This window comes from Stenotrophomonas sp. 82F1 (assembly GCF_056861525.1).
Map to the genome: position 1 here is coordinate 340016 of NZ_JBSPUD010000001.1, position 25301 is coordinate 365316.

A 25301-nucleotide genomic window follows, 5' to 3' on the forward strand; every position below is an offset into this window, starting at 1 on the left:
CCCCTTGCGGCGCATGGGTATGCTGGCAGTGCCCCTTCCGTCCATTGCGGGGTGGACTATTTCATCCGGTCATGCGGGGCATCGCATTATCTGATCGTGGTCAGGCTTCAGTTGCCTGGACGCTGCCCATTATTTCAACCATGGAGATGCCTGTGAGATTTTCCCGATTTTCGATCGTGGCTTCTGCCGCTGCCTTGCTTGCTGCGCCCGGACTTGCTCTGGCCTGCTGTCCGAGTGGAGGCAATGGTGTCCAGATGGCGCAGGCCGGATTGGGCGAGGCTCAGCCTGCTGCCGTCAACCTCAGTGCTGATCCGGCTTGGTCCGTGTACGCATTCGAGCGTGATGGAGTCGCGTATTACCAGGTCAATGATCTTGCCGGCCAGGTGGTGCTGATCATCGCCAACATCGATTCGACATTCTGGACACTCCCGGCCGGAAAGGCACCAGTTCGCACCTCGCTGCCCTCAAGACAACTGCCCTTGCCGCAGAATGCCCGCCGACGCACTGTTTTCCATGGACCTGACTTCTCGCTTGTCGTCCACGGCGAAGGCCGCGATGCAATCTGGGCCGTCGAGTCCGCCAACAGCAGCAAGTAATCGGTGCTGGAACTGGATTGGGCCAGCCCCGCAGCGGTTGTCCGCTGCGGGGCTGGCCGGGGCACATGCCAAGCTCAGTGCCTGGTGGCTGTTTCGCTGGGATAGCTCACATTTCGAGACGGAACAAGCTGGGGGCTGTCGAGAGGCGTGTCCCGCATCATGATCCTGATCCGGTTGGCCCGGCATTGCACAGCGCCGGAGTAGGCATTTGCCCTGGCCGAGAGCCGCTCGATGGCCAACCCCTGCGTGGCAGGCGCCAAAGTACTGTGCCGATCAAGCAGAGCCACGGTGAACACGATTCCCTGCTGGCCCCCGGATCGCCCGCAACGGGCGCGGATCAGAATCTGGCCTTTTTCTTCCTCCAGCAGCAACAACACCGCTTCGGCAAGCAGACGATAGGCGGCCAACTGCAGCCCCATGCTCAGCTTGCAGGGATCGCCCGCAAGCATCGGGCGGACCAGCCGATGGCTGGAGTCCCATGCCTCGCGCAGGCCGCCGGCCTGCAATGCGACATAGAGTCCCGCGTGCTCGAGTTCGGTGGGATACACCCTGCTGGTCAATTCGCGGAACTGTCGGGAACGTGATGAGAACGTTCGCAACAGATCGGTAGCGGGGCCTTCGTGGCCGTTGGCCCTGAGCAGGTGCGCCGTTTCTCCGAGCACCGCTTCGATATCGTCGGCGATCCGGCGCAGCCCCAGTGCCCGCTCACGAAGATCCCGTTCGTTGGCAAGATGCGCCGAACGTGAAAACGCAATCGCCTGGGAGATCTCCATCGCAGGACGGGTCTGCTGGTGGTAGTGATGGGTGATGCGCGAGCCCAGTGCGAGCAGTGCGGTACTGGTGATGGCAATGATCTGCTGGGTGAAGAACGTGGTCTGGTCGAACGAGCTTGGGAGACCGGTGGTTGGCATGGTCGCGCTCAGCATCAAGTTCATGAGCGGGACACCCACTGCCGCGCCGCGCCAGCCGTGCATGCAGGTGAGGGCGATCACAGGTAGCACCAGCAGCAACTGCAGAAGGGCGCGCGCCATGGGATCGTGGGCACCGACCAGTGCGATGAGGGCACCCAGTACACAGAGGGAACACAGCGCGGCCAGCGTTGGCGGAAGCCTCCAGGCGCTCCAGCCATAGCCGCTGTGGCGGCGCATCCACAGCAGTGCCAGCGGCGCGACCGTGAGAATAGCGATGTAGTCGCCGAGCACGAACAGCGCCGCATTGGAATAGAACGGCATGGTGGGCGGGGCGGGCCACAGCAGGTGGGACAGGCCCAGCTTCAAGGCGCTGGCCACCAATGCGGCCGATGCTGCCACCGACAGCAACCATCCTTCAGTTGTGGCTTCCATCGCCTTGCGATGGAGGTGGATGATCAGTGCAACGGCCGGCATCAGGCAGGCGGAAGCGAGAATCACCCAACCCACGCCATAGGCTTCGATCATCGGATAACGCATCTGCGCGAAGTAGGCGTACTCGCCCAGGATGAGGTAAGGCCAGAGGCGGGGTGGGCACAGCAGCAGCGCTGCGACGCGAACGCCGGCTGGCAGGAAGAACTGATCAACCGACAGCCGCCATGTGGTCCAGCAGGTGATCGCGTACAGGGCGGCGAGCGCAATACCGACCGGTCGGATGCGGAAGCTCAGTTCAAACCCACTCTTCAACCAGTTCAAGCGCAAGCCTCCCTTGCTCGTCGCACGCTATCGCGATCCTGTCGATACATGAACCACTCCCTGACCGGACAGTATCGGGAGATATGGAAAGGCGCAATCTCCGCTTCAGCTGGTGATGCACCGCAAGGGACGCACAGACGAAATGCGGGACAATCAGAGTCACGACTGGTTTGTGACGCGCATCGCAATTCTCTACTCGCGCTGCGCGGCTGGAGGCGGTTGCTGGAATGGATCGATTCCGCTCTCGCGCCATTCTTCACGAACGGAGATCACACCCCCGGGCGGGGTATCGATCGATTCCTCCAGCAGGATTCTTATCCGATTACGACCGCAGTGCAGTGAGCCGCCGTAGGCCAGTATGCGTCCGGCCAGCTGCTCGGCCGCTTGGTCCATGGTCGATCGTGCCAGAGCATGCCTGCGGTCGATCATCGAAGCAAACAGGACAATGCCACGGCGGTCGCCGTGGACGCCGCAACGGCCGCGCACGATGAGCTGGCCGGTTTCGCCTCCAAGCAGGATTGAAACCGCCTCGACGATGGAGCGGTAGGCCGCCAGTTGGAGGTTGGAACTGAGTCTGCAGGGATCGCCACTCAGTCGAGGCTGGCAGACACGGTGAGTGCTGTTCCAGTTTTCGCGCACTCCGCCTGCCTGCAGGGCCACGTACAGCCCCAGCCTTTCCAGCGCCGCCGGGTAAATCATGCTCGCCTGTGCACGGAACAGCCGCGAATGCACTTCAGACGTGTGTTTGAGGCTGTCTGCCACTGCGTGGTGGCCTTGGGCGTGGAGCCAGTTCACCATCTCATTGAGAGACAGGTCCAGCCCGTCGCCCAGGCGGCGCAGGTGGGCGGCGCGTTCGCGCAGGTCCATCTCGCTGGACGTATGCGTTCGCCGGGCGAGAAGGAGGGTGTTCCTTCCATCTTCTTCACGCAGCCGGTGCTGGTTCTGAAAGTGGGTGATGCGGGCACCCAACAGCAACAGGGCGACACTGGCGATGGCCATGGCCTGCTGGGTGGCGAACGTCGCAGCATCGAAGGCTTCGGGTTCGATCTTTGGTGTGGTCAATCCGATGATGAGGTTCACGGTCGCTACGCCGATCGCAGCGCCGCGCCAGCCCAGTAGACACGTCAGGGCGATGGCAGGAATGGGCAGCAGCAGCAGCAACTGCAGGGAGCCGGTGGCAGCAACCGTGGCGGGTGCTACCGGCGTTGCGTGCAAGCCGATGACAAGCGTGGCAACCAGCGACGCAGCCACGGCTGCGACGGACCGCTTGGACCACGATTCTTCGCTGCGCCGGATCCACAGCAGCGCCAATGGTGCAAGAACCAGGATGCCGATGAAATCACCCAGCGCGTAGCGCAGGGCGCTGGTCAGGAAGGCGGTTTCGCGCAGCGGTGGCCACAGCAGGTGGGAAATGCCCAGATTGAGCAGGCTTACGACCACGGCAGCGCACATCGCGATGGAGATGATGCCGACGATCGTGGTGCGCTCCAGCAGCTTCCGGTGCAGGCGCACGATCAGCATCACGGCTGGCATTAGGAATGCCGAGGCGAAGATCACCCAGCTGAGGCCATATTTTTCGAGAAGGGGGATGCGCAACTGCGCGAAGTAAGCGTACTCACCCAGCAGCAGGTAGGGCCACAAGCGTGGCGGGCACAGCAGCAGAGCGGCCACACGGACGCCGGCGGGCAGATAGAACTGGTCCAGGGACATCTTGCGCGCCGCCCAGCAGGCGAGTGCATAGAGCAGCGCCAGCGCCACTCCCTCGGGGCTGACCCGGATTCTCACCAGCAGTCCATCTTTCCACCACTGCATCCACGCGCCCCTTTGTTCCTGGACCAATTATGCAAACAAAGTGCAGCGGCGGATCAAGTCACAGGGTTGACAACGGGTTGGCTACCACAACGCATCGCGCAGCTTGTACCACGACATCGCCGCCACCAGCAGCGGCATGCGCAGCAGCCGTCCGCCGGGGAAGGGCGCGTGCTGCAGGCGCTGGAACACGTCCAGACGCTCGCTCTGGCCCGCAATCGCGGCGGCAATGACCTCGCCGGCCAGCCCGGCCGCTGCCACACCGTGGCCGGAGAACCCCTGCGCGAAGTACAGGTTCCCATCCAGCCGCCCCCAGTGCGGGGCACGGTTGCGGGTGATATCCACATAACCGCCCCAGACCTGCTGCAGCGGAATGTCGGCCAACTGCGGGAACACCTGGTGCATGCGCTGCTGCATCACCCGGTGCAGGCCCGGCGGCGGCAGCGCGGAATAGCTGGCACGGCCGCCGAACAACAGGCGGTGGTCATGGCTGAGCCGGAAGTAATCCAGCGCCCAGGCGGTATCGGAGACCGCCATGTTGTTGCCGATCAGGGCGCGGGCGCGCTCGGCACCCAGCGGCGCGCTGGCGCCGATATAGGTGCCGACCGGCATGATGCGACGTTCCAGCTCAGGCACCAGCCCCTGCAGCAGGGCGTTGCCGGCCACCACCAGATGCGGCGCGCGCACGCTGCCATGGTCGGTATGCAGCACCGCGTGTACGCCACGTTGGATGCGCGTTACCGGCGACTGTTCGTGGATGACCACTCCGGCCGCGCGCGCGGCATCGGCCAGCCCGCGGGCGTAGGCCAGCGGATGCAGGTGCGCGCTGAGCGGGTCGAACATCGCCGCGCGGTAGCGCGGGCTGTCCAGCTGCACGCGCAGGGTATCGCGCGGCCACCACTGCATCGGATAGTCGTAGTGCTGCTGCAGATGCTCGCAGTTGGCGCGCAGGTCCTGCTCGTGGCGTGCGCGGATGGCGACGCTGGCGTGGCCCTGCACCCAATGGCAATCGATGCGATGCCGGTCGATGCGCGCGCGCATCGTCTGTACCGCTTCGCGCGACCAGTCGAACAGGTGGCGCGCATCCTCGCGGCCGAGCTGGCGTTCCAGCTCGTCGACTTCACAGCCGTAGCCGACCAGCGCCTGGCCACCATTGCGGCCCGAGGCTCCCCAGCCGATCCGCTGCGCCTCCAGCACCACCACCCGCTGGCCGCGCAGGGCCAGTTCCAGTGCGGCGGTGAGGCCGGTGTAACCGGCGCCCAGTATCGCGACATCTGCCTGCAGTTCACCGCGCAGCGGCGGCAGCGCGGCCGGTTCGGGCAGGCTGCTGGCGTACCAGCTGGGCGGGAAGGCGGCGCTCACCGGCGGCCTCGCAGAAGCGGGAAAGGGCGTCGGAGCGGGGGAGGACGGTCGGGCTTCACGCCGATAGTTTGGCCCAAGCGGAGCGCCCGTGGTGTGACGGCAGCGGCTTGCCGTTGCCGGTGCCGGGCGGGTAACGTGATTGCACGCCAAGGAGTTTTCCCCATGCGCCGCCTGCCCTGGGTGGGCCTGCCCACCGACAGCACCGTGCTCGGCCATCATCGTTTCGCGGTGGCCGGGGAAAAGTATGTGCGTGCCTTGGTTGACGCTGCGCAGGCAACACCACTGGTGCTGCCGAGCCTGCAGCCGCCGCTGCCGGCACGCGACTGGTTGCAGGGCCTCGATGGCCTGCTGTTGACCGGCGCGGTCAGCAACATCGAGCCACAGCATTACGAAGGGGGCCGCAGCTGGGAAGGCAACCTGCACGACCCGGCCCGCGATGCCACGGCGTTCGCCCTGCTGCATGAGGCGCTGGCGATGGATCTGCCGGTGCTGGCGATCTGCCGCGGCTTCCAAGAATTGAATGTGGCGCTCGGCGGCACGCTTCATCCGCAGGTGCATGCAGTGCCTGGCCTGAGCGACCATCGCGAAGGCCCGCAGGCGCCGGTGGAGGTCCAGTATGGGCCGGCCCATGCGATCACCGTGGCCGATGGTGGTTGGCTGGCACAGTGGTCTGCCGGCGATCGGGTGCAGGTCAATTCGGTACACGGCCAGGGCATCGCGAAATTGGCCGACGGCCTGCAGATCGAGGCCTGGGCCGATGATGGCCTGGTTGAAGCGGCACGCAGCCAGCGCCATCGATTCGTGCTCGGCGTACAGTGGCACCCGGAGTGGCGGGTCATGCAGACGCCGTTCTATCACGCTATTTTCCGTGCGTTCGGCCAAGCTTGCCGGCAGCACCAACAGAATCGACTGGAATCCCCATGAGTTCGCGAACGCGCCCGCGCAAGACGGCTACGCCCACGCCACCGCAGGAAAGCAGCCTGCTGCGCTGGCTGAAGGAGCGGCGCATCACCGAGGTCGAATGCCTGGTTCCGGACATCACCGGCAATGCGCGCGGCAAGATCATCCCGGCCGACAAGTTCTCGCACGATTACGGCACGCGCCTGCCGGAGGGCATCTTCGCGACCACGGTCACCGGCGAATTCCCGGACGATTACTACGACCTGACCTCGCCGTCGGACTCGGACATGATCCTGCGCCCCGACCCGGACACCGTGCGCATGGTGCCGTGGGCGACCGACCCGACCGCGCAGGTCATCCACGACTGCTATACCAAGAACGGCGAGCCGCACGAACTGGCCCCGCGCAATGTGCTGCGCCGGGTGCTGGATGCCTACACCGAGCTCGGCCTGCGACCGGTGGTCGCGCCTGAGCTGGAGTTCTTCCTGGTGCAGAAGAACACCGATCCGGATTTCCCGCTGCTGCCCCCGGCGGGCCGCTCGGGTCGCCCGGAAACGGCGCGGCAGTCGTACTCGATCGACGCGGTCAACGAGTTCGACCCGATCCTCGACCTGATGTACGACTACTGCGATGCGATGAAGCTGGACGTGGACACGCTGATCCACGAATCCGGCGCGGCGCAGCTGGAGGTCAACTTCACCCACGCCAACGCGATGGATCTGGCCGATCAGGTGTTCCTGTTCAAGCGCACCATGCGCGAGTCGGCGATGCGCCACGGGGTGTATGCCACGTTCCTGGCCAAGCCGATGGAGAACGAGCCGGGCAGTGCGATGCACATCCACCAGAGCCTGCTGCGCATCAGCGATGGCCAGAATGTGTTCACCGGCGAGCACGGCGGTGAGGATTTCAGCCCGCTGTTCGCCCACTACCTGGCTGGCCTGCAGAAATATGTGCCGATGGCCATGGCGTTCTTCGCGCCGAACGTGAATTCCTACCGGCGCCTGGTGTTCGGCGAGGTCTCGCCGAGCAACGTGCACTGGGGCTTCGACAACCGCACCTGCGGCCTGCGGGTACCGCTGGATACGCCGGAGAACATGCGGGTGGAAAGCCGCTTCGCCGGTTCCGATGCCAATCCTTACCTGGCGATGGCCGCAACCCTGGCCTGTGGCCTGCTCGGCATCCGCGAGCGCCTGGCGCCGGATGCACCGGTGACCGGCAGCGCCAAGGAGCTGGGCTACGACCTGCCGCGCTCGCTGGGTGAAGCGCTGGACGGGCTGGAGCAGTGCAGCGAGCTGCAGGCACTGCTCGGCGAGCGCTTCTGCCGCGCCTACATCTCGGTCAAGCGCAAGGAATACGAGACCTTCTTCCGCGTGATCAGTTCGTGGGAACGCGAGTTCCTGCTGCTGAACGTGTGAAGGTCGCGAATAGAAAAATCCGCCGCCGGGGGGTAGGCTGGCACCCGTCGCCGGCCCGGCCGGCCCCCCTTTCCGCATTCTGGAGCACCCGATGAAGCTGCGTATCCTCACGCTCGGCCTGGCCTCCGCCATGCTTTCCGCCTGTGGCGGCGGCAACGGCGGCGGACAGGACAGCCAGGTCCTGAACGTCTACAACTACAGCGACTACATCGCCGAAGACACCATCCCGAACTTCGAGAAGCAGAGCGGGATCAAGGTCACCTACGATGTGTTCGACAGTGACGAGATGGTCGAGACCAAGCTGCTGGCCGGCAACAGCGGCTACGACGTGGTGGTGCCGACGCTGAACTTCTTCGGCCGGCAGATCCAGGCCGGTGTGTTCCTGCCGCTGGACAAGTCGAAGATCCCGAACCTGGCCAACCTCGACCCGGCGGTGATGAAGCGCATCGCCACCCAGGATCCGGGCAACCAGTACGGCGTGCCGTACATGATCGGCACCACCGGCATCGGCTACAACGTGGACATGCTGAAGGAGCGTTTCGGTGGCAGCGCCGACATCGCCAACAGCTGGGACCTGGTGTTCAAGCCGGAAAACATCAGCAAAATGAAGGACTGCGGCGTGACCATCCTGGACACGCCGGCGGACATGATTCCGATCGCGCTGCACTACCTGGGCCTGGATCCGCACAGCGGCAATCCGGCCGACCTGCAGAAGGCGGCCGACCTGCTGAAGTCGATCCGCCCGTACGTGCAGAACTTCCACTCTTCGCAGTACGTGGGCTCGCTGGCCAACGGCGGTACCTGCCTGGTGGTGGGCTGGTCGGGTGACATCATCCAGGCCCGCGACCGCGCGGCCGAGGCCAGCAATGGCGTGCACGTGGCCTACTCGATCCCGAAGGAAGGCGCGCCGCAGTGGTTCGACATGCTGGCCATCCCGAAGGATGCCAAGCATCCGGAAGCGGCCTACGCGTTCATCAACTACCTGCTGGAACCGAAGGTGGCCGCGGCCAACACCAACTTCATCCACTACGGCAACCCGGTACCGACCGCCACCCCGCTGGTGGACGAAGCGATCCGCACCGACCCGACCATCTACCCGCCGGCCGACGTGGCCGCGAAGATGTTCACCTATTCGATCAACACGCCGGAGACCGACAAGCTCTACACCCGGCTGTGGACCGAGGTGAAGACCGGCCGCTGAGCGGTCCTGGTGGCGCCGGGCCATGCCCGGCGGCTGCCTTACCCTGCGCCGGAGCCGGTACTGCCGCTCCGGCCAAGGTGCTGCAGGATGGCAGGCAGCAGGTCCCGTGCATCGCGACCGCCGTTGCACAGGAACGACGAGCTCATCCGCTGCAGGTTGTGCATGCCGATGAAGAACAGCCCGGGCTGCGGGGAGACACCGAACTCGCCGAGCGGGTAGCCTCGTTCGTCCAGCACGCCGTCCACGTCCAGCCATGGCCATTCGCTGACGAATCCGGTGGCCAGCACCACCGAATGGATGCCTGCCGCCTGCAGATCCAGCTCGCGCGGCGAAGGCGCCGGCTCCCAATGCAGGTAGACTTCCTCGGGAATGTAGCGCGCATCGTCCGTGCGCGGTTCGGGCTGCGTTGCGTAGTACGCGCTGGCCAGTGAGTCGAGGTAGGCGTACTCGGCCCGCGTCGCTTCCATCGCGCTGTGCAGTTGCGGGCGCGCATCGGCGAAACGGGCGATGCCCCCGGCGACGCTCTGCAGGCGGCCCAGCAGGGTGATGCCTTCGCGGTGCATCGCCAGCAGGCTGATCGAGCTGCCCCTGCCGGTGCTGCCCTTGCCGGAAATCAGCGGGAACTCCGCAGTGCGGGCCTTGCGCAGGGCATCGGGCTCTCCCGCCTTTAGGCAGAGGCGCACGCCGCGCATTCCATTGGTGATGGAAACAGCCCCATGATGGAAAGCACAATGGGGTGATCGCCGGGTTGAAGAGGTCGCAGTCGCTTTTCTCCCGCTGAGAATTCCCCGCAGCGGGGATGAAACACCAAAAATGCTGGGGAAATGGCGAGCGGATCAGTCCTCGTCCGTCTATTACTTGCATTTTACATGTCATGTCACGGATGCTTGGTGTCCACGCAAATCAGGGAAGTTGGCGATGAAATTCATATCCTGGATAGGTTCCGTAATCATATTTCTGGCCGTGGCGCATCCCGCAAGCGCACAGTTGTCTGTGCAGATGAAGCAAGCTGCTGGAACCGCTCGGACTGAGGTCATGGTCGACATCACCTACATCAATTCCGGCGCAGTGGCGCTCAGCATTCCCGAGCGGGGGCTACCCAGAGTCCTGCAGGATGGAAGGCTTTGGAATGATTCGTTTCTTGTCGTTTCGCAGGATGGAGATGCAGCCGCATATCGCGGAATCATCGCCCACCTTAGCGCCGCAGCTCGGGAAAAAGCGCTGACGCTGGAGCCTGGGCAGCGGCTTGTTCGACAGGTCAATCTTTCCCTGAACTATGAGCTTCGTCCCGGTCAGACATACAGGGTTTCTGCTCCGGTTCTTCGATATCGGAGTCTTGGCGGTACGGAAGCCGCAGGAGCGACTGCGATCGAAGAGGCAATTACCGCTCCCGTCTCGATGCTGATCGTTGCTCCGCTGCCTCGTGCAGGCCAGAGCGCCGAAACTGCGCCGCAGGATGCATCTCGAGCGGCGTCCTGCACGCCAGCCCGATTGAAGGACCTCGCGGCGGGAATTGCCGCTGCGGCAGGCATCGCCCGCAGTTCGAAGAACTACCTGGAGTCGCTGTATGGATATGAGGTGGGAGAATCATCCATTATCGTGACGTTCAAGGAGACTGCTCGATACAGGTCGTGGTTTGGTGAGCATGGTGATCCCAACATCGCAAATCCGGTCAACGACCGGATCAGAAAGACAGTCTCGGGAGTCGCTACCCGGTTCGCATTGCTCAGGCCACCTTCTTGCGATTGCCCGGAAGAGATGGTTGGAGACACCAATGCTTGGATCTCCACTGCAATTCCCTATGTTGTGAATTACTGCCCCCGTTTTTTCGATCTCCCGGTAGGTCCCAATGTGCCCTCTGGCTCAAAGGCGGCGACCATCTACCATGAGGTAACTCATTTTGCTGATACCTACGCGCTTGCGACGACCGATTTGGATGAGCAGTTTCCAAGCCCGGAAGACGCGCGCTACGTCGCCAGGACGGCGCGTGATCTGGCATCCGAGCACGCATACGGATATGAATATTTCGCTGACAATCATGGCAATGAGAACTGATCGGCAGTCCGTGGAATAAGTGGTTACTTTGTAACATTCCATGGATTCGCGCATGGATAGCGGGTCGGCAGGCAACCCCCTGACGTCTTATTGCCAGCCGCCGTCATATCCCCATCGGCCCCCGGCCGTTAGAATGGCGGCCGCTGTCCACCGCCCGCTCCCGGAGCCCCCATGCCCGTTGAAGCCCAGCCGGAAGCCGCCGTCGTCGAAGCGACCGGTGTGCCCGGCTATCTCTCCATTCGTGATCTGCGCAAGGAATTCGATGGCTTCGTCGCCGTCGATGACGTCAACCTGGACGTCCGCAAGGGCGAGATATTCGCCCTGCTGGGCGGCTCGGGCAGCGGTAAATCGACCCTGCTGCGCTGCCTGGGTGGGTTCGAGACGCCCACCAAGGGCAGCATCACCGTCGATGGCCAGCGGATGGATGCGCTGCCGCCGTACCAGCGGCCGGTCAACATGATGTTCCAGTCCTACGCGCTGTTCCCGCACATGACGGTCGAGCAGAACATCGCCTTCGGCTTGAAGCAGGATGGGCTGGGCAAGGACGCGATCAGCAAGCGTGTCGGCGAGATGCTGGACCTGGTGCAGATGGGCCATCTGGGCAAGCGCAAGCCGCACCAGCTGTCCGGCGGCCAGCAGCAGCGTGTCGCGCTGGCTCGGTCGCTGGCCAAGGGGCCCAAGCTGCTGCTGCTGGACGAACCGATGGGCGCGCTGGACAAGAAGCTGCGCTCGCAGATGCAGCTGGAACTGGTCAGCATCATCGAATCCTCGGGCGTGACCTGCGTGATGGTCACCCACGACCAGGAAGAGGCGATGACCATGGCCACCCGCATCGCGGTGATGGACGCCGGCTGGATCCAGCAGGTCGGCAAGCCCGACGAGGTCTACGAGCAGCCGGCCAACCGCTTCGTCGCCGAGTTCATCGGTTCGGTGAACCTGTTCGACGGCGTGATCGACGAGGACCTGCCCGAATACGTGACCGTGCGCTCGCCGCTGTTCCCGGCGCCGGTCTACATCGCCCACGGCATCACCTGTTATGAAGGGCAGCCGGTCGCGTTCGCGCTGCGCCCGGAGAAGGTGATGATCGGCAAGGACGAGCCCGAAGGGCACACCAACAAGGCGCAGGGCGTGATCGAGGACATTGCCTACTTCGGCAGCCATTCGGTCTACCACGTGCGCCTGCCCAGTGGTGCCAAGGTGTTGGCCAACTTCGCCAACTCGCAGCGCTGGGCCAGCGATGGCCTGACCTGGGGCGACGAGGTGTGGGTGCACTGGCGTGACAACGACGGCGTGGTGCTGACCTCATGAGCACGGCGGGCCTGAAGCGCTGGCTGCCGGGGCTGCGTGCCACGGTGATCGGCATTCCGTACCTGTGGCTGCTGCTGTTCTTCGCCGTGCCGTTCCTGATCGTGCTGATGATCAGTTTCTCGCACAGCCGGGTCGGCTCGCCGCCGTACACCTGGCTGCTGCAGTACGTCGACGGCGGGTTCTCGCTCAAGCTCAACCTCGAGAACTACCTGGCGCTGTTCCGCGATTCGATCTATGCCCAGGCGTTCCTGAGCTCGATCAAGATCGCCGCGATCTCGACCTTCCTCACCCTGCTGATCGGCTACCCGATGGCCTATGCCATCGCCCGCCTGTCGCCGGCCGCGCGCAACGTGGCGATGATGCTGGTGGTGCTGCCGTCGTGGACCTCGTTCCTGATCCGCGTCTATGCCTGGAAAGCGATCCTGGACCGCAACGGCCTGCTCGACCAGTTCCTGCAGTACACCGGCCTGCAGACGCTGATGACCAATATGGGCCTGCCCAAGCTGCAGCTGATCGACACCCCGACTGCGGCCTACATCGGCATCGTGTACTGCTATCTGCCGTTCATGGTGCTGCCGCTGTATGCCAACCTGGTCAAGCATGACCATCGCCTGCTTGAAGCGGCGTACGACCTTGGTGCCAAGCCGTGGCAAGCGTTCCTGCGCATCACCCTGCCGCTGTCCAAGGCGGGCATCATCGCCGGCTGCATGCTGGTGATGATCCCGGCGATCGGCGAGTTCGTGATTCCGGAAATGCTCGGTGGCTCGGAAACATTGATGGTCGGCCGCCAGCTGTGGAACGAATTCTTCAACAACCGCAACTGGCCGGGCGCCTCGGCGATGGCAGTGGCGATGATCCTGCTGCTGCTGGTGCCGATCCTGTTGTTCAACCGATCCCAGCAGCGCCTGCTGGAAGGAAAGCAGGCATGAGCCCACGTTCTGCCAAGGGCCTGGGGCTGGGCGTGCTGCTGCTCGGCTTCGCCTTCCTGTACCTGCCGATCCTGCTGTTGATGTTCTATTCCTTCAACAGCTCGCGGTTGGCCATGGTCTGGGCCGGGTTCTCCACCCGCGCCTACAGTGACCTGTTCGCCGACCGCGCGCTGATGGATGCGATGTGGACCAGCCTGGTGGTCGCGTTCTGGACCGCCTGTACCGCCACCGTGCTCGGCACGCTGGCGGCAATGGTGATGACCCGCTTCAAGCGCTTCCGCGGCAAGCCGTGCTTCGGTGCGCTGGTGACCGCGCCGCTGGTGATGCCGGACGTGATCCTCGGCTTCTCGCTGATGGCGCTGCTGGCCTCGATGGGCGCGATTCCGGGCTTCCCGGCGCGCGGCCTGGCCACCATCTGGATCGCCCACGTCACCTTCACCCTGTGCTTCGTCACCGTGGTGGTGTCCTCGCGCCTGCAGGAAATGGACCTGTCGCTGGAAGAAGCGGCGATGGATCTGGGCGCGAGCCGGCTGACCGTGTTCGGCCGCATCACCCTGCCGATCATCGCGCCGGCGCTGGTGGCCGGCTGGCTGCTCGCCTTCACCCTGTCGCTGGACGACGTGGTGGTGGCCAGCTTCGTCGCCACACCGGGCTCGACCACGCTGCCGATGAAGGTGTTCGCCTCGGTGCGCATGGGTATCAGCCCGAAGATCAACGCGCTGGCTACGCTGCTGGTATCGGCGGTGTCGATTGCCGCGGTGATCGGCTGGTACATCAATGCGCGTGCCGAGAAGCGGCGCCAGCGCGACCTGCAGCTGGCACGCCAGGACAACGGCTGAACCGGCAACATCCGGCTCACGGCGGCCGGCGCACAATGGGGGTCACCCTGATGGAGACCCCCAATGACCGTCGAGATCATCAACCCGGCCACCGGCCAGGTGACCTACCGCCATGAGCTGATGGACGCCGCTGCCATCGAGCAGCGTCTGCAGGCGGCAGCTGATGCGTTCCCGCGCTGGGCCGAGCGCTCGCTGCAGGAACGTGGCGCGATCCTCAAGCAGATCGCTGGCCAGCTGCGTGCGCGCCGCGACGACCTGCAGCAGGCCATGACCAGCGAAATGGGCAAGCTGAAGGCCGAGGCGCTGGCTGAGGTGGAAAAGTGCGCGAGCACCTGCGAGTTCTATGCCGACCACGCCGCCGACTACCTGAAGCCGCAACTGATCGATACCGAGGCCCAGCGCAGTTACGTGCGCTATGAGCCGATCGGCTGCGTGTTTGCGGTGATGCCGTGGAATTTCCCGATCTGGCAGGTGTTCCGCTTCCTGGCTCCGGCGTTCATGGCCGGCAACGTGGCGCTGCTCAAGCACGCCAGCAACGTGCCGCAGTGCGCCGACCTGATCCTGGCGGTATGCCGCGATGGCGGCCTGCCCGATGGTGTATTCGATGTGCTGCACATCGACAATGACCAGGCCGCCGAGGTGCTGCGCGATGCACGGGTGAAAGCCGTGACCCTGACCGGCAGCGAGCGGGCAGGGCGCTCGATTGCATCCAACGCTGGCAGCCAGTTGAAAAAGTCGGTGATGGAGCTGGGCGGCAGCGACGCCTTCGTAGTGCTCGATGATGCCGACCTGGACAAGGCCGTGGCCGCGGCGGTGAAGTCGCGCTTCGACAACAGTGGCCAGACCTGCATTGCCGCCAAGCGCTTCATCGTGGTCGAAGCGGTGGCCGATGAATTCACCCGGCGCTTCGTTGAAGCCGCAGGAGAGCGCCAGTACGGCGACCCGAACGAGCGCGGCACCACGCTGGCGCCGATGGCCCGTGCCGACCTGCGCGACGAACTGCACAAGCAGGTGCAGGCCAGCGTCGCCAAAGGTGCGCGCGTGCTGATCGGCGGCGAACCGGTGGCTGGCAGCCACGCCGGCTATCCGGCCAGCGTGCTCGACCAGGTGGGGCCGGGCATGCCGGCCTATGACGAAGAACTGTTCGGGCCGGTCGCCGCCGTGATCCGGGTCAAGGATGAAGCCGAGGCGCTGCGCGTGGCCAACGACACCCGCTTCGGCCTCGGCGGCAGTGTGTGGACGCGCGACCCGGTACGCGGTGAGTCCTTCGCCCAGCGCATGGAATGCGGCGCGGCCTTCGTCAACGCCATCGTCAAGAGCGATGCGCGGTTGCCGTTCGGCGGCAGCAAAGAATCAGGTTTCGGCCGCGAACTGGCCGACCACGGCATCCATGAGTTCATGAACATCAAGACCATCTACGTGGCTTGATGCACCTGCCTGTGTAGAGCCGAGCCCATGCTCGGCTGCTCTTTGCCGGGAACAGCCGAGCGTGGGCTCGGCTCTACAAAAAATCGGGTTACAACCACTTCACCCGCTTGAACAGCCGGTACAGGCCGACGCAGATGCCGCCGACGCCGACGATCATCAGCGGATAGGCCCACGGCTGGTTCAATTCCGGCATATGGCTGAAATTCATGCCATACCAGCTGGTGATCAAGGTCGGTGCGGCCAGCAGCGCGGCCCATGCACCCAGCCGCTTCACCGTCTCGCCCTGGGCCAGCGTCACCAGTGACAGGTTCACGCTCAAGGCCGTGCCCAGCATCTCGCGCAGGGTGTCGATCACATCGCTGATGCGTACCGCATGGTCGTGCACGTCGCGGATATACAGCTTCACTTCGTCCGGGAACAGTTCGCCCTGGTAGCGGCGCAGCTGCGCCAGTACATCCTGCAGTGGCGCCACCGCCATCCGCATCTTGTTCAACTCTCGCTTGAGCTCGTACAGGCGCACCACCGTGCTGCGCTTGTAGCTGTCGGCGAAGATGTCCTTCTCCAGCAGCTCGAGGGTGTCGCGGAAGCGGTTGGTGATGGGCAGGTAGTTGTCGACCACGAAGTCGGCCACGGCGTACAGGCAGTACGACGGCCCCATCTTCAGCAGTTGCGGCTCGCGCTCGACGCGTGCGCGCACCGGCGCGTACGACAGCGAGGCGCCATGGCGCACGGTCACCAGGAACCGTGGGCCGAGGAAGGCATGGGTTTCGCCGTACTGGATGCGCTCGTCGACCATCTGCGCGGTGGTCACCACCACGAACAGCGAGTTGCCGTAGGCCTCCACCTTGGGGCGCTGGTGCGCGTTGCGCGCATCCTCGACCGCCAGGTCGTGCAGGCAGAATTCTTCCTGCAGCTTCAGCAGTACGTCTTCGTTCGGGTCGTACAGGCCGACCCAGACGAAACCGTTGTTGCTGGCGATGACATCGCTGATGGCATCCAGGCTGATGTCGTGGCGTTTGCCGTCGTCATCGTAGTGGACGCAGTTGATGACGCAGGTGGGATTGGCTGCGGCGGAGGCGGCAGCAGGGACGGGCAATGAGGCGGGCAATGACATGCCCGCCATCGTGCGTCAGTGCTGCGTTTCCGACAAGTGAGGACGGCGCCCCAGCACCCAGGCCAAGGCTGCGTGGACCGGCAGCAGCAGCACGATCCACTGCACGTTGTACTGCGCCTGCAGGCTCAGCCAGTGCAGCACCAGGGCGGCCACGGCCTGCACCGCCACCAGCCACAGCACGATCCTGAACATGCGACCGGGCACGCGCCGCCGCAGCAGGCTGATCGCCCCCGGCAACAGCAGCAGGCACAGCGGCGAGAGCAGCAGCAGGTTACGGTTGGCCCAGGCGGCGTAGTGCGTGCTGAAGCCCCACAGGAACACCAGCAGGCCGCCGGCGATCGTGCACAGCAGCCACAGCGGCAAGGCCAGGCCGGCCAGCAGGCGCGGACGGTTGCGCAGCGCCAGCACGCCCGCCGCAATCACCAGGCCGCACAGCAGCCACGGCCACCAGCGGCGCGCGAACTCCTTCGGTTCGGGGTCGATGCGGTGCGGCAGCAGTTCCTGCTCGGACTGCACCAGCGGGCGGCCGTCGCTGTTGCGGGCTTGGCGCAGGGCATCGGCCAGGCGCATCGGCACGAAGGCTTCCTGCCAGCGCGACAGCGGCTGGTCGGCAAACGGGCCCAGGCCGATATCGAAGCCCAGCCACATCCACGGGGCAGGGGACGCCAGCCGTACCGACTCGCTGCGATAGGTGTTGCCGCGCGAACGGCCGGACAGCTGCGAGTGCAGCCCGCCACCCAACGCCTTGTCGAGGGTGTCGCGCACCATCGTCGCGCAGTTGGCGGTGTAGTAATCGTAGTGGTAGCGCGCGTTTTCCGGCTTGGCCCGTTCGGCCAGGTCGGCGGCCAGCGAGCGTGCCTGGTCAGGGGTGATATCCAGCCACTGTACGCTGGCACCGCGGCCGGTCTCGTCGTAGTACGACAGATCCTGCTGCAGCGGCAGGGCCACCAGGTAATACATCATGTCGCCGCGCACGAAGCGGCCGATGAAATCCTGTTCGGACGGATCGAAGTAGCCGAAGTTGTACGAGATCGCCTCGCCGCTCACCGGGTCCAGCACGACGATGGCATCGTGGCCGAAGCGCTCGAAGAACACGGTGCCCGGCTGCATGGTGACCACGCCGACACGCGGGGCAGGGGCATCGCTGGCCGTTGAGACGGTCGGCGCCGCCGCCTGCGCGAACGCAGCCGGGGGCAGGGACGTGGCCAGCAGGCACAACGCCAGCCACAGGGTCAGGATCAGGCCACGGTGCTTCAAGCGTCGTCCTGCGCGTCCGGTGCCAGCACCGTTACATGGAAGGCCTGGACCCGGCGCGCATCGGCGCGGGCCACACGGAACATGAAACGGTCCAGCGCCAGCTCATCACCGACTTCCGGCAGATGGCCGACGGCTTCGGTCACCAGGCCGCCGATGGTGTCGTAGTCCTCATCGGAGAAGGTGGCACCGAAGCGCTCGTTGAAATCACCGATCGGCGTGAGTGCATCCACCACGTACTGGCCGTCGGCCTGGATGGCGATCTGCGCCGAGAAATCCTCGGCCTCGTCATGTTCGTCGTCGATGTCGCCGACGATCTGCTCCAGCACGTCTTCGATGGTGACCAGGCCGGCGACGCCGCCGTACTCGTCCACCACGATCGCCATGTGGTTGCGCGACAGGCGGAACTCCTTCAACAGCACGTTGAGCTTCTTTGCTTCCGGAATCAGCACCGCCGGGCGCAGCAGTTCACGGATGTTGCCCGGACCATTGTCGGCAACCACGCCGCGCAGCAGGTCCTTGGCCAGCAGCACGCCGAGGATGTCGTCCTTGTTCTCGCCATGCACCGGGAAGCGCGAATGGCCGGACTCGACCACCTGCTTCATCAGCTCCAGGAAGGGCGCCTCCACCGGCAGCGAGACCATCTGCGAACGCGAGATCATCACGTCGCCCACGGTCAGCTCGGCCACCGAAATGGCACCTTCCATCATCTTCAGGGTATCGGCGGCGATCAACCCTTCTTCCTGCGCGGTGTGCAGGACAGCGACCAGCTCGTCGCGGGTGTGGGGTTCGCCGGAAAAAGCGGACGTCAGGCGTTCAAGCCAGCCGCGCTTCTTTTCACTGTGCTCCACGGAGGAGCTACTACTGTCGTCTTCTGACATCTCTGGAAAAAAGGCACCCGGCAGGCCGGGCGATGGCCCAAGTCTAGCAGGATGTGGGGGCCTGTCAGTGACCCTCGCCAGCCGGGGCGGTGGCGGCCGGGCCCTCGCCCTCGGCCGGCAGGTCCAGGCTGTAGGTGCAGCCAGCCAGGGTCTTGCCCGGGTGGCTGGCGACGGTGGATACGCTGAGGATGATCGACTCGATCTGTGCCTCGCCGGTCTTCGGGTCGGTCACATCGCGGCTGACCAGCTCGCGCCCGGCCATGAACTTGCCGTCCTGGTCGTAGCCGGTCTCCAGCGCCAGCTGCGTGGCCAGCGGTCGCGGATCGGCTTGGTCGAGCACGGCCATGATGCTGGCGCCGGCCACCGCCACGCGCTCGGTCTGCTGGCCGAACACGGTGATCGGGCTGGCCAGCCGGTACTCGCTCATGAACTGGTTGCCCTGCGGCAGCGGCTGCAGGCCGTGGGCCACCGCCTTCAGCGGATCGGCCAGCAGGGGGGCCAGCGCGGCATGCGCGGCCACGCCCTGGCGGCACTCGATCAGCGCTGGCAGGTCCAGCGGCGCGGCGGAAGCGGTGGCGGCAAACAGTAACGGCAGGAGCAGGAAGGTACGCAGCAGCACAAGCGAGGTTCCGTGGTAGAGCCGAGCCCACGCTCGGCTGCATTTGGGTCGGGTCTGCGGAGCGCGTGGCGCACCATGGCCAAGCATGGGCTCGGTCATGCAAGGCCGGCCCGGTGTCAGCGCTCGCCCGCGTACGGGTCGTCGATGCCGAGTTCGGCCAGGATCTCGCGCTCCAACTGTTCCATTGCCTCGGCTTCCTTGTCGTCCTCGTGGTCCCAGCCGAGCAGGTGCAGCACGCCGTGCACGGTCAGATGCGCGTAGTGGGCATTGAGTGCCTTGCTCTGCTCGTCGGCTTCACGCGCCACCACCGGCGCGCAGATCACCAGGTCGCCCAGCAACGGGAACTTGACGCCCTTGGGCAGGCCTTCCGGCACGTCCGCCGGGAAGCTGAGTACATTGGTGGCGTAGTCCTTGCCCCGGTAGTGCCGGTTCAACGACTGGCCTTCCTTGCTGTCGACCACGCGGATGGCCAGGTCGGCCTCGCGGATACGCCCCTTCAGCGCCGCCGCCACCCACTTGCGGAAGCTGACGGTAGAGGGCAGCCCGGCACGGGGCAGGGCGTAGCTGACGGCTACATCGAGGCGGACGGGACCCTTGGTCATGGCAACACCGGAATTTCAGATCGAACAGGAGGTGACAGTATCGCGCGTGTCGCCGTTCACTGCGACTTCCAGTCGCCGGCTTCGTAGGCAATTTCCATCACTGAGGCCTTGCCCGCACGAGCCTGGATATCGGCCTTCTCGGTCGATGCGTGGCAGTTGTAGCCGTTCTGCTGGGTCAGCTGGCTGGCCAACTGGATAGCGCCCTGCTCCGGCGCCGCGTCGGGGTCCACATACAGAGTGGCGCTTGCGCAGCTGCCGACGTTGGCCACTTCCAGCGCCGGGATCAGGCTGCGCGTGGCGCGGTCAGCGAGGACGTCGAACGCTTCGCGCGGAAGGTCGGACTGGTTGGCCGAGATGCGCAGCTTGAAGAAATGCAGCTGCTTGTAGAACAGGTAGCCATTGGAATGCAGCGGCTGTTTGCGGGACACCTGCAGCAGGCTCAGACGCAGTTTCTCGCCGCGGACCTGCTCGGCCTTGGCAACGGCCTGGATCACCGCCGAGTCGATGTCGTTGGCACCTTTCGCTGGCACCGCCCTGGGCGAAAGCTGGAAGGGCTCCCGTCCCAGCTCCTGCAGCTGTGCATAGATGCCGGACGCAACCGCCTGCCTGAGGTCCGCCTGCAGGGCCTGGATGCCGCGGTCCACGGCAACCTGCGGGTCCAGCCGGCCCGCCGGATACACGAAAACGCTGATCGCCGCCTCCGGATGCAGGTCACTGCGGTAACTGAATCCGGCCCCCGCCAACCGGTCGTCCGGGTTGTAACTGCTGCGCACCAGCGTGAAATCCTCCACCTGGTAGGGAGCAATCACATAGCTGGATTCAACATACGCCCGCGTTTCGGCGACGGGAGGGGGAGAGGCGAGTGCGGGGGCCGGCCCGAAGGCCAGCAGGCACAACGACAGCAGCAGACCCGGGCGTACCATGACACGTCCTTATGTGCACAGGAGCCCGGAGTGTAGTGCTATTCCGCGCCCGGTTGGATCTGATGCAGGTCGCGGCGGTCGTAGGCGCTGACGATGCGCGCCACCAGCGGGTGGCGGACCACGTCGCGGGCTTCGAAGAAGGTGAAGCTGACGCCATCCACATCGCGCAGTACGTCGATGGCATCGCGCAGGCCCGACTTCACATGCTTGGGCAGGTCGGTCTGGGTCAGATCGCCGGTGACCACGGCGGTGGAACCGAAGCCCAGGCGGGTCAGGAACATCTTCATCTGTTCGATGGTGGTGTTCTGCGCTTCGTCCAGGATCACGAACGCATCGTTCAGCGTGCGGCCGCGCATGTAGGCCAGCGGTGCGATCTCGATGACGTTCTTTTCCAGCAGCTTGAGCACCTTTTCCACACCCAGCATTTCATACAGGGCGTCGTACAGCGGTCGCAGGTACGGGTCGACCTTCTGGCTCAGGTCGCCGGGCAGGAAGCCCAGCTTCTCGCCGGCTTCAACCGCCGGACGCACCAGGATCAGGCGCTGCACACGCGATTCGTTCAGTGCTTCCACCGCGCTGGCCACGGCCAGGAAGGTCTTGCCGGTACCGGCCGGGCCGATGCCGAAGTTGATGTCGTGGCTGACGATCTGGTGCAGGTAGCGGCTCTGGTTGGAACCACGCCCGCGCACGGTTCCGCGCTTGACCTTGATCGCCACGTCCTGCGCTTCGTAGGAGCGATCGGCGATCTGTTCGATGTTCGCCGCGTTCAGGCGCAGGTGGATGCCGTGGCTGTCGAAGGTGGTCTCGGCGGCCTCTTCATACAGCGCCTCGATCAGCTTCTGCGCCTCTGCACTGGCTTCAGTCGGGCCGCTGACACGGAACACGAAGCCGCGGTTGGCGATTTCCACGCCAAGCTTCAGTTCGATCTGGCGAAGGTGGCCGTCGAACGGGCCGCACAGGTTGGCCAGCTGCGCGTTGTCTTCCGGCGACAGGGTGAAGTCTCGATGCTCGATGCTTTTCATTGCTTGGGGTGGGGCGGGGTCGCCGTCCACCGCGATGGAGTCAGGGACGACAAGGGTAACGCGCAAGGCGGCAGGACGACAGTTCTCCACACCGGGTGTGGACCGGCGCCGAAGAAACCTGTGGATAGTCCTTCGCAGCGCTTGTGCCACAAGGAAGATGATGCGGTGGTGAAAATTGCGCCAGTGCCCGCGGGGTTCTCCACATGTGGTGTGGACGGTGTTGCCGCGAACCTGTGGATAGGTGGCAGCGAGCCTTGCGGCAGTGGCGTTGCCGGCGGGTGATCAATTATTGACCAGCCCTGTTCTGGATCATTGCGGGTGCACAGGGAGCATGGCACCGTGGCGCCATCGGAGGAGGTGGCGCATGGCCGTGGGCACGTGGATGCGCAGGATGGGGCTGCTGGGCAGCTGCCTGCTGGCGGGCTGCGGCGAGGCACCGCCGGCGGCACTGGGTACGCTTGAATGGGACCGGATCAGCGTGCCCGCACCGGCGGCAGAAGTGATCAGTGCCGTTGACGTGCGCGAAGGGCAGGCGGTCAAGGCCGGCGCGCTGCTGATGCGCCTGGACCCTGCCCGTGGCGCCGCCCAGTTCGACGCGGCACAGGCCGAAACCGCCCGCGCGCAGGCACAGCTCGAGGAACTGCAGGTGGGCCCGCGTCAGGAGCAGATCGCCCAGGCGCAGGCACAGCTCACGGCGCTGCGCGCGCAGGCGGCTGAAGCCACCGCGTACCATCGCCGGGTGCAACCGCTGGCCCGTCAGCGGCTGGTTGCTGCCGCCGACCTGGACAGGGCCCGCGCGGCCGCCGACAACGCCGTGGCCAGCGTACGCGCTGCCGAACAGGCGTGGCTGGAGCTGCAGCGCGGCAACCGTCGTGAGGACATTGCCCAGGGCCAGGCTACCTCCCGGGCGACGCAGGCGCAGGAGGTGGTGCAGGCCGTCAACCTGCAGAAGCTGCAGCTGCGCGCGCCGCGCGACGGCGTGGTCGATGCGTTGCCCTATCGGCAGGGCGACCAGGCACCGATCGGTGCGCCGTTGGTGGTGATGCTGGTGGGCGAACGCCCGTATGCGCGGGTGTACCTGCCGCAGCCATTGCGCCTGCGGGTGAAGGTGGGGCAGGGAGCGCAGGTGCAGCTGGATGGTGCCAACACCGTGCTGAAGGGGCATGTGCGGTCGATCCGCAGCGAGCCTTCCTTTACGCCGTATTACGCGCTGACCGGTGATGACGTCTCGCGGCTGAGCTACCTGGCCGAGATCGAGCTGGACGACAGTGCCGACATGCAGGCGCTGCCCGCCGGGCTGCCGGTGCAGGTGCGCTTCTGAATCCTGTCAATGACATTGCCGTGCGTGCGCAGGGCCTGAGCCGCCGTTTCGGCGATCTGCTGGCGGTGGACAACGTCGATCTGCAGGTCCCGCGCGGGCAGGTATACGGCTTCCTCGGCCCGAACGGCTCGGGCAAGTCGACCACCATCCGCATGCTGTGCGGACTGCTTGAACCAAGCGCTGGCGAGATCGAAGTGCTGGGCCTGGCGATCCCGGCACAGGCCGAAGCGCTGCGCCGCCGCATCGGCTACATGACCCAGCGCTTTTCGTTGTACGAAGACCTGTCGGTGCGGGAGAACCTGGAATTCCTGGCCGCCATCCAGGATCTGCCACGGGTGCAGGCGCGGCAGCGGGTCGATGCGCTGCTGCAGCAGTACCGTCTGCAGGACCGCCAGGTGCAGTTGGCCGGCACCCTCAGCGGCGGGCAGAAGCAGCGGCTGGCGCTGGCCGGTGCGGTGATCCATGCGCCGGAACTGCTGTTCCTGGATGAGCCGACCAGTGCGGTCGATCCTGAGTCGCGGCGCGATTTCTGGGAGGCGCTGTTCGAACTCGCCGATGCCGGCACGACGGTGCTGGTGTCCACCCACTACATGGACGAGGCCGAACGCTGCCATCGGCTGGCGATCCTAGATCGCGGTGCCCTGGTGGCCGATGGAACCCCGGCCGAGCTGTGCGCGCAGCTGCAGGGCCGTACCCTGAAGGTCACCGCCTCGCAGCCCCGGCAGGCCAGCCGCGCGCTGGCGGCGTTGCCGGGTGTGCTCAGCGTGGCCCAGATCGGCACCGAACTGCGCGTGCTGTGCAGCGAGGGTGCGGCCGATACCAGCGTGTTGGCGCAGGCACTTGCCGCCGCCGATCCGCAGGCCAGCATCGAACCGGTGGCACCCAACCTGGAAGACGTATTCGTTGCCGCCACCCGTGGCCGTGGTCGGGAGCCGGCCGCATGAGCGTGCGACGGCTATGGGCGATCATGCTCAAGGAGCTGCGGCAACTGCGCCGTGACCGCATCACCTTGGCGATGATCGTTGGCATCCCGGTGATGCAGCTGCTGCTGTTCGGCTATGCGATCAACCTCAACCTGCGGCACCTGGATGCCGGTATCGCCGATCAGGCCAACAGTGCGGCGTCGCGCGCGCTGGTACAGGACATGGTCGCCACCGGCGTGATCACGCCGCGCGCGCAGGCCTATACGCCCGATCAACTGATGGAGGCGCTGCGACGGGGCCGGATCAGCGTGGGCATCGTCATTCCCGCCGATTTCGAACGACGCCGCTACGAAGGCCGCGAAGCCGTGCAGGTGCTGGTCGACGGCAGCGACACGGTGGTGCAGAGTGCGGCGATCCAGCTGGCACAGGTGCCGCTGGACGCGCGCCCGTCCAGCAACACACGGCCGCTGCGCGAAGGCAGCATCGCCAGCGGGCAGGTGAGCGTCATCAGTTTCTACAACCCGCAACGGCGCTCAGCAGTGAACATCGTGCCCGGCCTGATCGGGGTGATCCTGACCATGACCCTGGTCATGTTCACCGCAGTGGCGGTGGTACGCGAACGCGAACGCGGCAACATGGAACTGCTGATCGCCACGCCGGTATCGCGCAGCGAACTGATGGTCGGCAAGGTGTTGCCGTATGCGGCGATCGGTCTGCTGCAGACCACGCTGGTGCTGCTGCTGGGAACCTGGTTGTTCGAGGTCCCGATCCGCGGCAGCCTGCTGGATGTCTACCTTGCCGCCGTGCTGCTGGTGCTGGCCAACCTGGCGCTGGGCCTGCTGATTTCCACGCGCGCACGCTCGCAGTTCCAGGCCATGCAGATGACCCTGTTCCTGTTCCTGCCTTCGATCCTGTTGTCAGGTTTCATGTTTCCGTTCGCCGGCATGCCCAGGCCGGTGCAGTGGCTGGCGGAAGTACTGCCGCTCACGCATTTCCTGCGCCTGGTGCGCGGCATCATGCTGCGCGGGGCCTCGCTGTGGGAGCTGTGGCCGGACGCACTGGCACTGCTGGTGTTCATCGTGGCGATGATGACCCTGGCCATCCTGCGCTTCCGCAAGCGACTGGACTGAGGCATG

22 protein-coding genes and 1 pseudogene are annotated in these 25301 nt (G+C 65.3%); 12 read left to right on the forward strand and 11 right to left on the reverse strand.

Annotated elements, in window-relative coordinates; translation table 11 throughout:
* Window positions 1–71: 71 nt before the first annotated feature.
* Window positions 72–596, forward strand: coding sequence for a hypothetical protein (locus AC13GI_RS01465; protein ID WP_340568178.1), 525 nt, complete (start codon window positions 72–74; stop codon window positions 594–596).
* 74 nt (window positions 597–670) lie between these two features.
* On the opposite strand, the gene AC13GI_RS01470 is transcribed toward AC13GI_RS01465, so the two are convergent.
* From AC13GI_RS01470 to AC13GI_RS01480, 3 genes are all read right to left on the reverse strand, one after another.
* On the reverse strand, window positions 671–2260 hold the full coding sequence (locus tag AC13GI_RS01470) for an MASE1 domain-containing protein (protein WP_099820203.1): 1590 nt from the start codon (window positions 2258–2260) through the stop codon (window positions 671–673).
* Between the two features lie 192 nt (window positions 2261–2452).
* The gene (locus AC13GI_RS01475; protein ID WP_099820003.1) at window positions 2453–4072 is read right to left on the reverse strand and encodes an MASE1 domain-containing protein; all 1620 of its coding nucleotides are present in this window, start codon (window positions 4070–4072) and stop codon (window positions 2453–2455) included.
* A gap of 81 nt (window positions 4073–4153) precedes the next feature.
* Window positions 4154–5431 (reverse strand): NAD(P)/FAD-dependent oxidoreductase, encoded by a 1278-nt coding sequence (locus tag AC13GI_RS01480; protein ID WP_482995291.1) that lies wholly within the window; start codon window positions 5429–5431, stop codon window positions 4154–4156.
* Between the two features lie 162 nt (window positions 5432–5593).
* Between AC13GI_RS01480 and AC13GI_RS01485 the strand changes: the two genes are divergently transcribed.
* The 3 genes from AC13GI_RS01485 to AC13GI_RS01495 all read left to right on the forward strand — a co-directional run bounded on the left by AC13GI_RS01485 (window position 5594) and on the right by AC13GI_RS01495 (window position 8947).
* The gene (locus AC13GI_RS01485) at window positions 5594–6355 is read left to right on the forward strand and encodes a gamma-glutamyl-gamma-aminobutyrate hydrolase family protein (protein WP_482995292.1); all 762 of its coding nucleotides are present in this window, start codon (window positions 5594–5596) and stop codon (window positions 6353–6355) included.
* Window positions 6352–7746 (forward strand): glutamine synthetase family protein, encoded by a 1395-nt coding sequence (locus AC13GI_RS01490; RefSeq protein WP_089239973.1) that lies wholly within the window; start codon window positions 6352–6354, stop codon window positions 7744–7746. Before AC13GI_RS01485 ends, AC13GI_RS01490 begins: the two co-directional genes overlap by 4 nt.
* A 91-nt stretch (window positions 7747–7837) precedes the next feature.
* Window positions 7838–8947, forward strand: coding sequence for a polyamine ABC transporter substrate-binding protein (locus AC13GI_RS01495; RefSeq protein WP_482995293.1), 1110 nt, complete (start codon window positions 7838–7840; stop codon window positions 8945–8947).
* Between the two features lie 38 nt (window positions 8948–8985).
* Here AC13GI_RS01495 and AC13GI_RS01500 read toward each other — a convergent pair.
* Window positions 8986–9612 (reverse strand): annotated as a pseudogene (locus AC13GI_RS01500) (pyridine nucleotide-disulfide oxidoreductase); the annotation flags it as partial.
* A gap of 253 nt (window positions 9613–9865) precedes the next feature.
* Between AC13GI_RS01500 and AC13GI_RS01505 the strand changes: the two are divergent.
* The 5 genes from AC13GI_RS01505 (at window position 9866) to AC13GI_RS01525 (ending at window position 15506) form a co-directional block, all read left to right on the forward strand.
* Complete coding sequence (locus AC13GI_RS01505; protein WP_482995294.1) at window positions 9866–11002, forward strand: M35 family metallo-endopeptidase; 1137 nt, start codon at window positions 9866–9868, stop codon at window positions 11000–11002.
* A 171-nt stretch (window positions 11003–11173) separates the two neighbouring features.
* Window positions 11174–12310: an ABC transporter ATP-binding protein gene (locus AC13GI_RS01510; RefSeq protein ID WP_099820006.1), complete on the forward strand. Its 1137-nt coding sequence runs from the start codon at window positions 11174–11176 to the stop codon at window positions 12308–12310.
* Window positions 12307–13239 (forward strand): ABC transporter permease subunit, encoded by a 933-nt coding sequence (locus AC13GI_RS01515; RefSeq protein WP_482995295.1) that lies wholly within the window; start codon window positions 12307–12309, stop codon window positions 13237–13239. Before AC13GI_RS01510 ends, AC13GI_RS01515 begins: the two co-directional genes overlap by 4 nt.
* Window positions 13236–14078, forward strand: coding sequence for an ABC transporter permease subunit (locus AC13GI_RS01520; protein ID WP_482995296.1), 843 nt, complete (start codon window positions 13236–13238; stop codon window positions 14076–14078). Before AC13GI_RS01515 ends, AC13GI_RS01520 begins: the two co-directional genes overlap by 4 nt.
* 63 nt (window positions 14079–14141) lie before the next feature.
* A complete protein-coding gene (locus AC13GI_RS01525) occupies window positions 14142–15506 on the forward strand; it encodes an NAD-dependent succinate-semialdehyde dehydrogenase (RefSeq protein WP_482995297.1) in 1365 nt (454 codons plus the stop codon).
* 88 nt (window positions 15507–15594) lie between these two features.
* Here AC13GI_RS01525 and AC13GI_RS01530 read toward each other — a convergent pair whose 3' ends face one another.
* From AC13GI_RS01530 to AC13GI_RS01560, 7 genes are all read right to left on the reverse strand, one after another.
* Window positions 15595–16629: a magnesium and cobalt transport protein CorA gene (locus tag AC13GI_RS01530; protein ID WP_100464464.1), complete on the reverse strand. Its 1035-nt coding sequence runs from the start codon at window positions 16627–16629 to the stop codon at window positions 15595–15597.
* Window positions 16630–16635: 6 nt separating this feature from the next.
* On the reverse strand, window positions 16636–17877 hold the full coding sequence (locus tag AC13GI_RS01535; RefSeq protein ID WP_482995298.1) for a lipoprotein N-acyltransferase Lnb domain-containing protein: 1242 nt from the start codon (window positions 17875–17877) through the stop codon (window positions 16636–16638).
* The gene (locus AC13GI_RS01540; protein ID WP_482995299.1) at window positions 17874–18755 is read right to left on the reverse strand and encodes an HlyC/CorC family transporter; all 882 of its coding nucleotides are present in this window, start codon (window positions 18753–18755) and stop codon (window positions 17874–17876) included. Before AC13GI_RS01540 ends, AC13GI_RS01535 begins: the two co-directional genes overlap by 4 nt.
* A 64-nt stretch (window positions 18756–18819) precedes the next feature.
* Window positions 18820–19374, reverse strand: a complete 555-nt coding sequence (locus AC13GI_RS01545; RefSeq protein WP_482995300.1) for a hypothetical protein — start codon at window positions 19372–19374, stop codon at window positions 18820–18822.
* 116 nt (window positions 19375–19490) lie between these two features.
* Complete coding sequence (ybeY, locus tag AC13GI_RS01550; protein WP_482995301.1) at window positions 19491–19976, reverse strand: rRNA maturation RNase YbeY; 486 nt, start codon at window positions 19974–19976, stop codon at window positions 19491–19493.
* Between the two features lie 56 nt (window positions 19977–20032).
* Window positions 20033–20899 (reverse strand): hypothetical protein, encoded by an 867-nt coding sequence (locus AC13GI_RS01555; RefSeq protein WP_482995302.1) that lies wholly within the window; start codon window positions 20897–20899, stop codon window positions 20033–20035.
* Window positions 20900–20937: 38 nt separating this feature from the next.
* Window positions 20938–21921, reverse strand: coding sequence for a PhoH family protein (locus AC13GI_RS01560; protein ID WP_482995303.1), 984 nt, complete (start codon window positions 21919–21921; stop codon window positions 20938–20940).
* A gap of 364 nt (window positions 21922–22285) precedes the next feature.
* Here AC13GI_RS01560 and AC13GI_RS01565 point away from each other — a divergent pair, with 364 nt between their 5' ends.
* The 3 genes from AC13GI_RS01565 to AC13GI_RS01575 are packed head-to-tail and all read left to right on the forward strand — an operon-like array spanning window position 22286 to window position 25295.
* A complete protein-coding gene (locus AC13GI_RS01565) occupies window positions 22286–23242 on the forward strand; it encodes an HlyD family secretion protein (protein ID WP_482995304.1) in 957 nt (318 codons plus the stop codon).
* Between the two features lie 20 nt (window positions 23243–23262).
* A complete protein-coding gene (locus AC13GI_RS01570; protein ID WP_482995305.1) occupies window positions 23263–24186 on the forward strand; it encodes an ABC transporter ATP-binding protein in 924 nt (307 codons plus the stop codon).
* Window positions 24183–25295, forward strand: a complete 1113-nt coding sequence (locus AC13GI_RS01575) for an ABC transporter permease (RefSeq protein ID WP_482995306.1) — start codon at window positions 24183–24185, stop codon at window positions 25293–25295. The genes AC13GI_RS01570 and AC13GI_RS01575 overlap by 4 nt, the downstream gene beginning before the upstream one ends.
* Window positions 25296–25301: the final 6 nt, after the last annotated feature.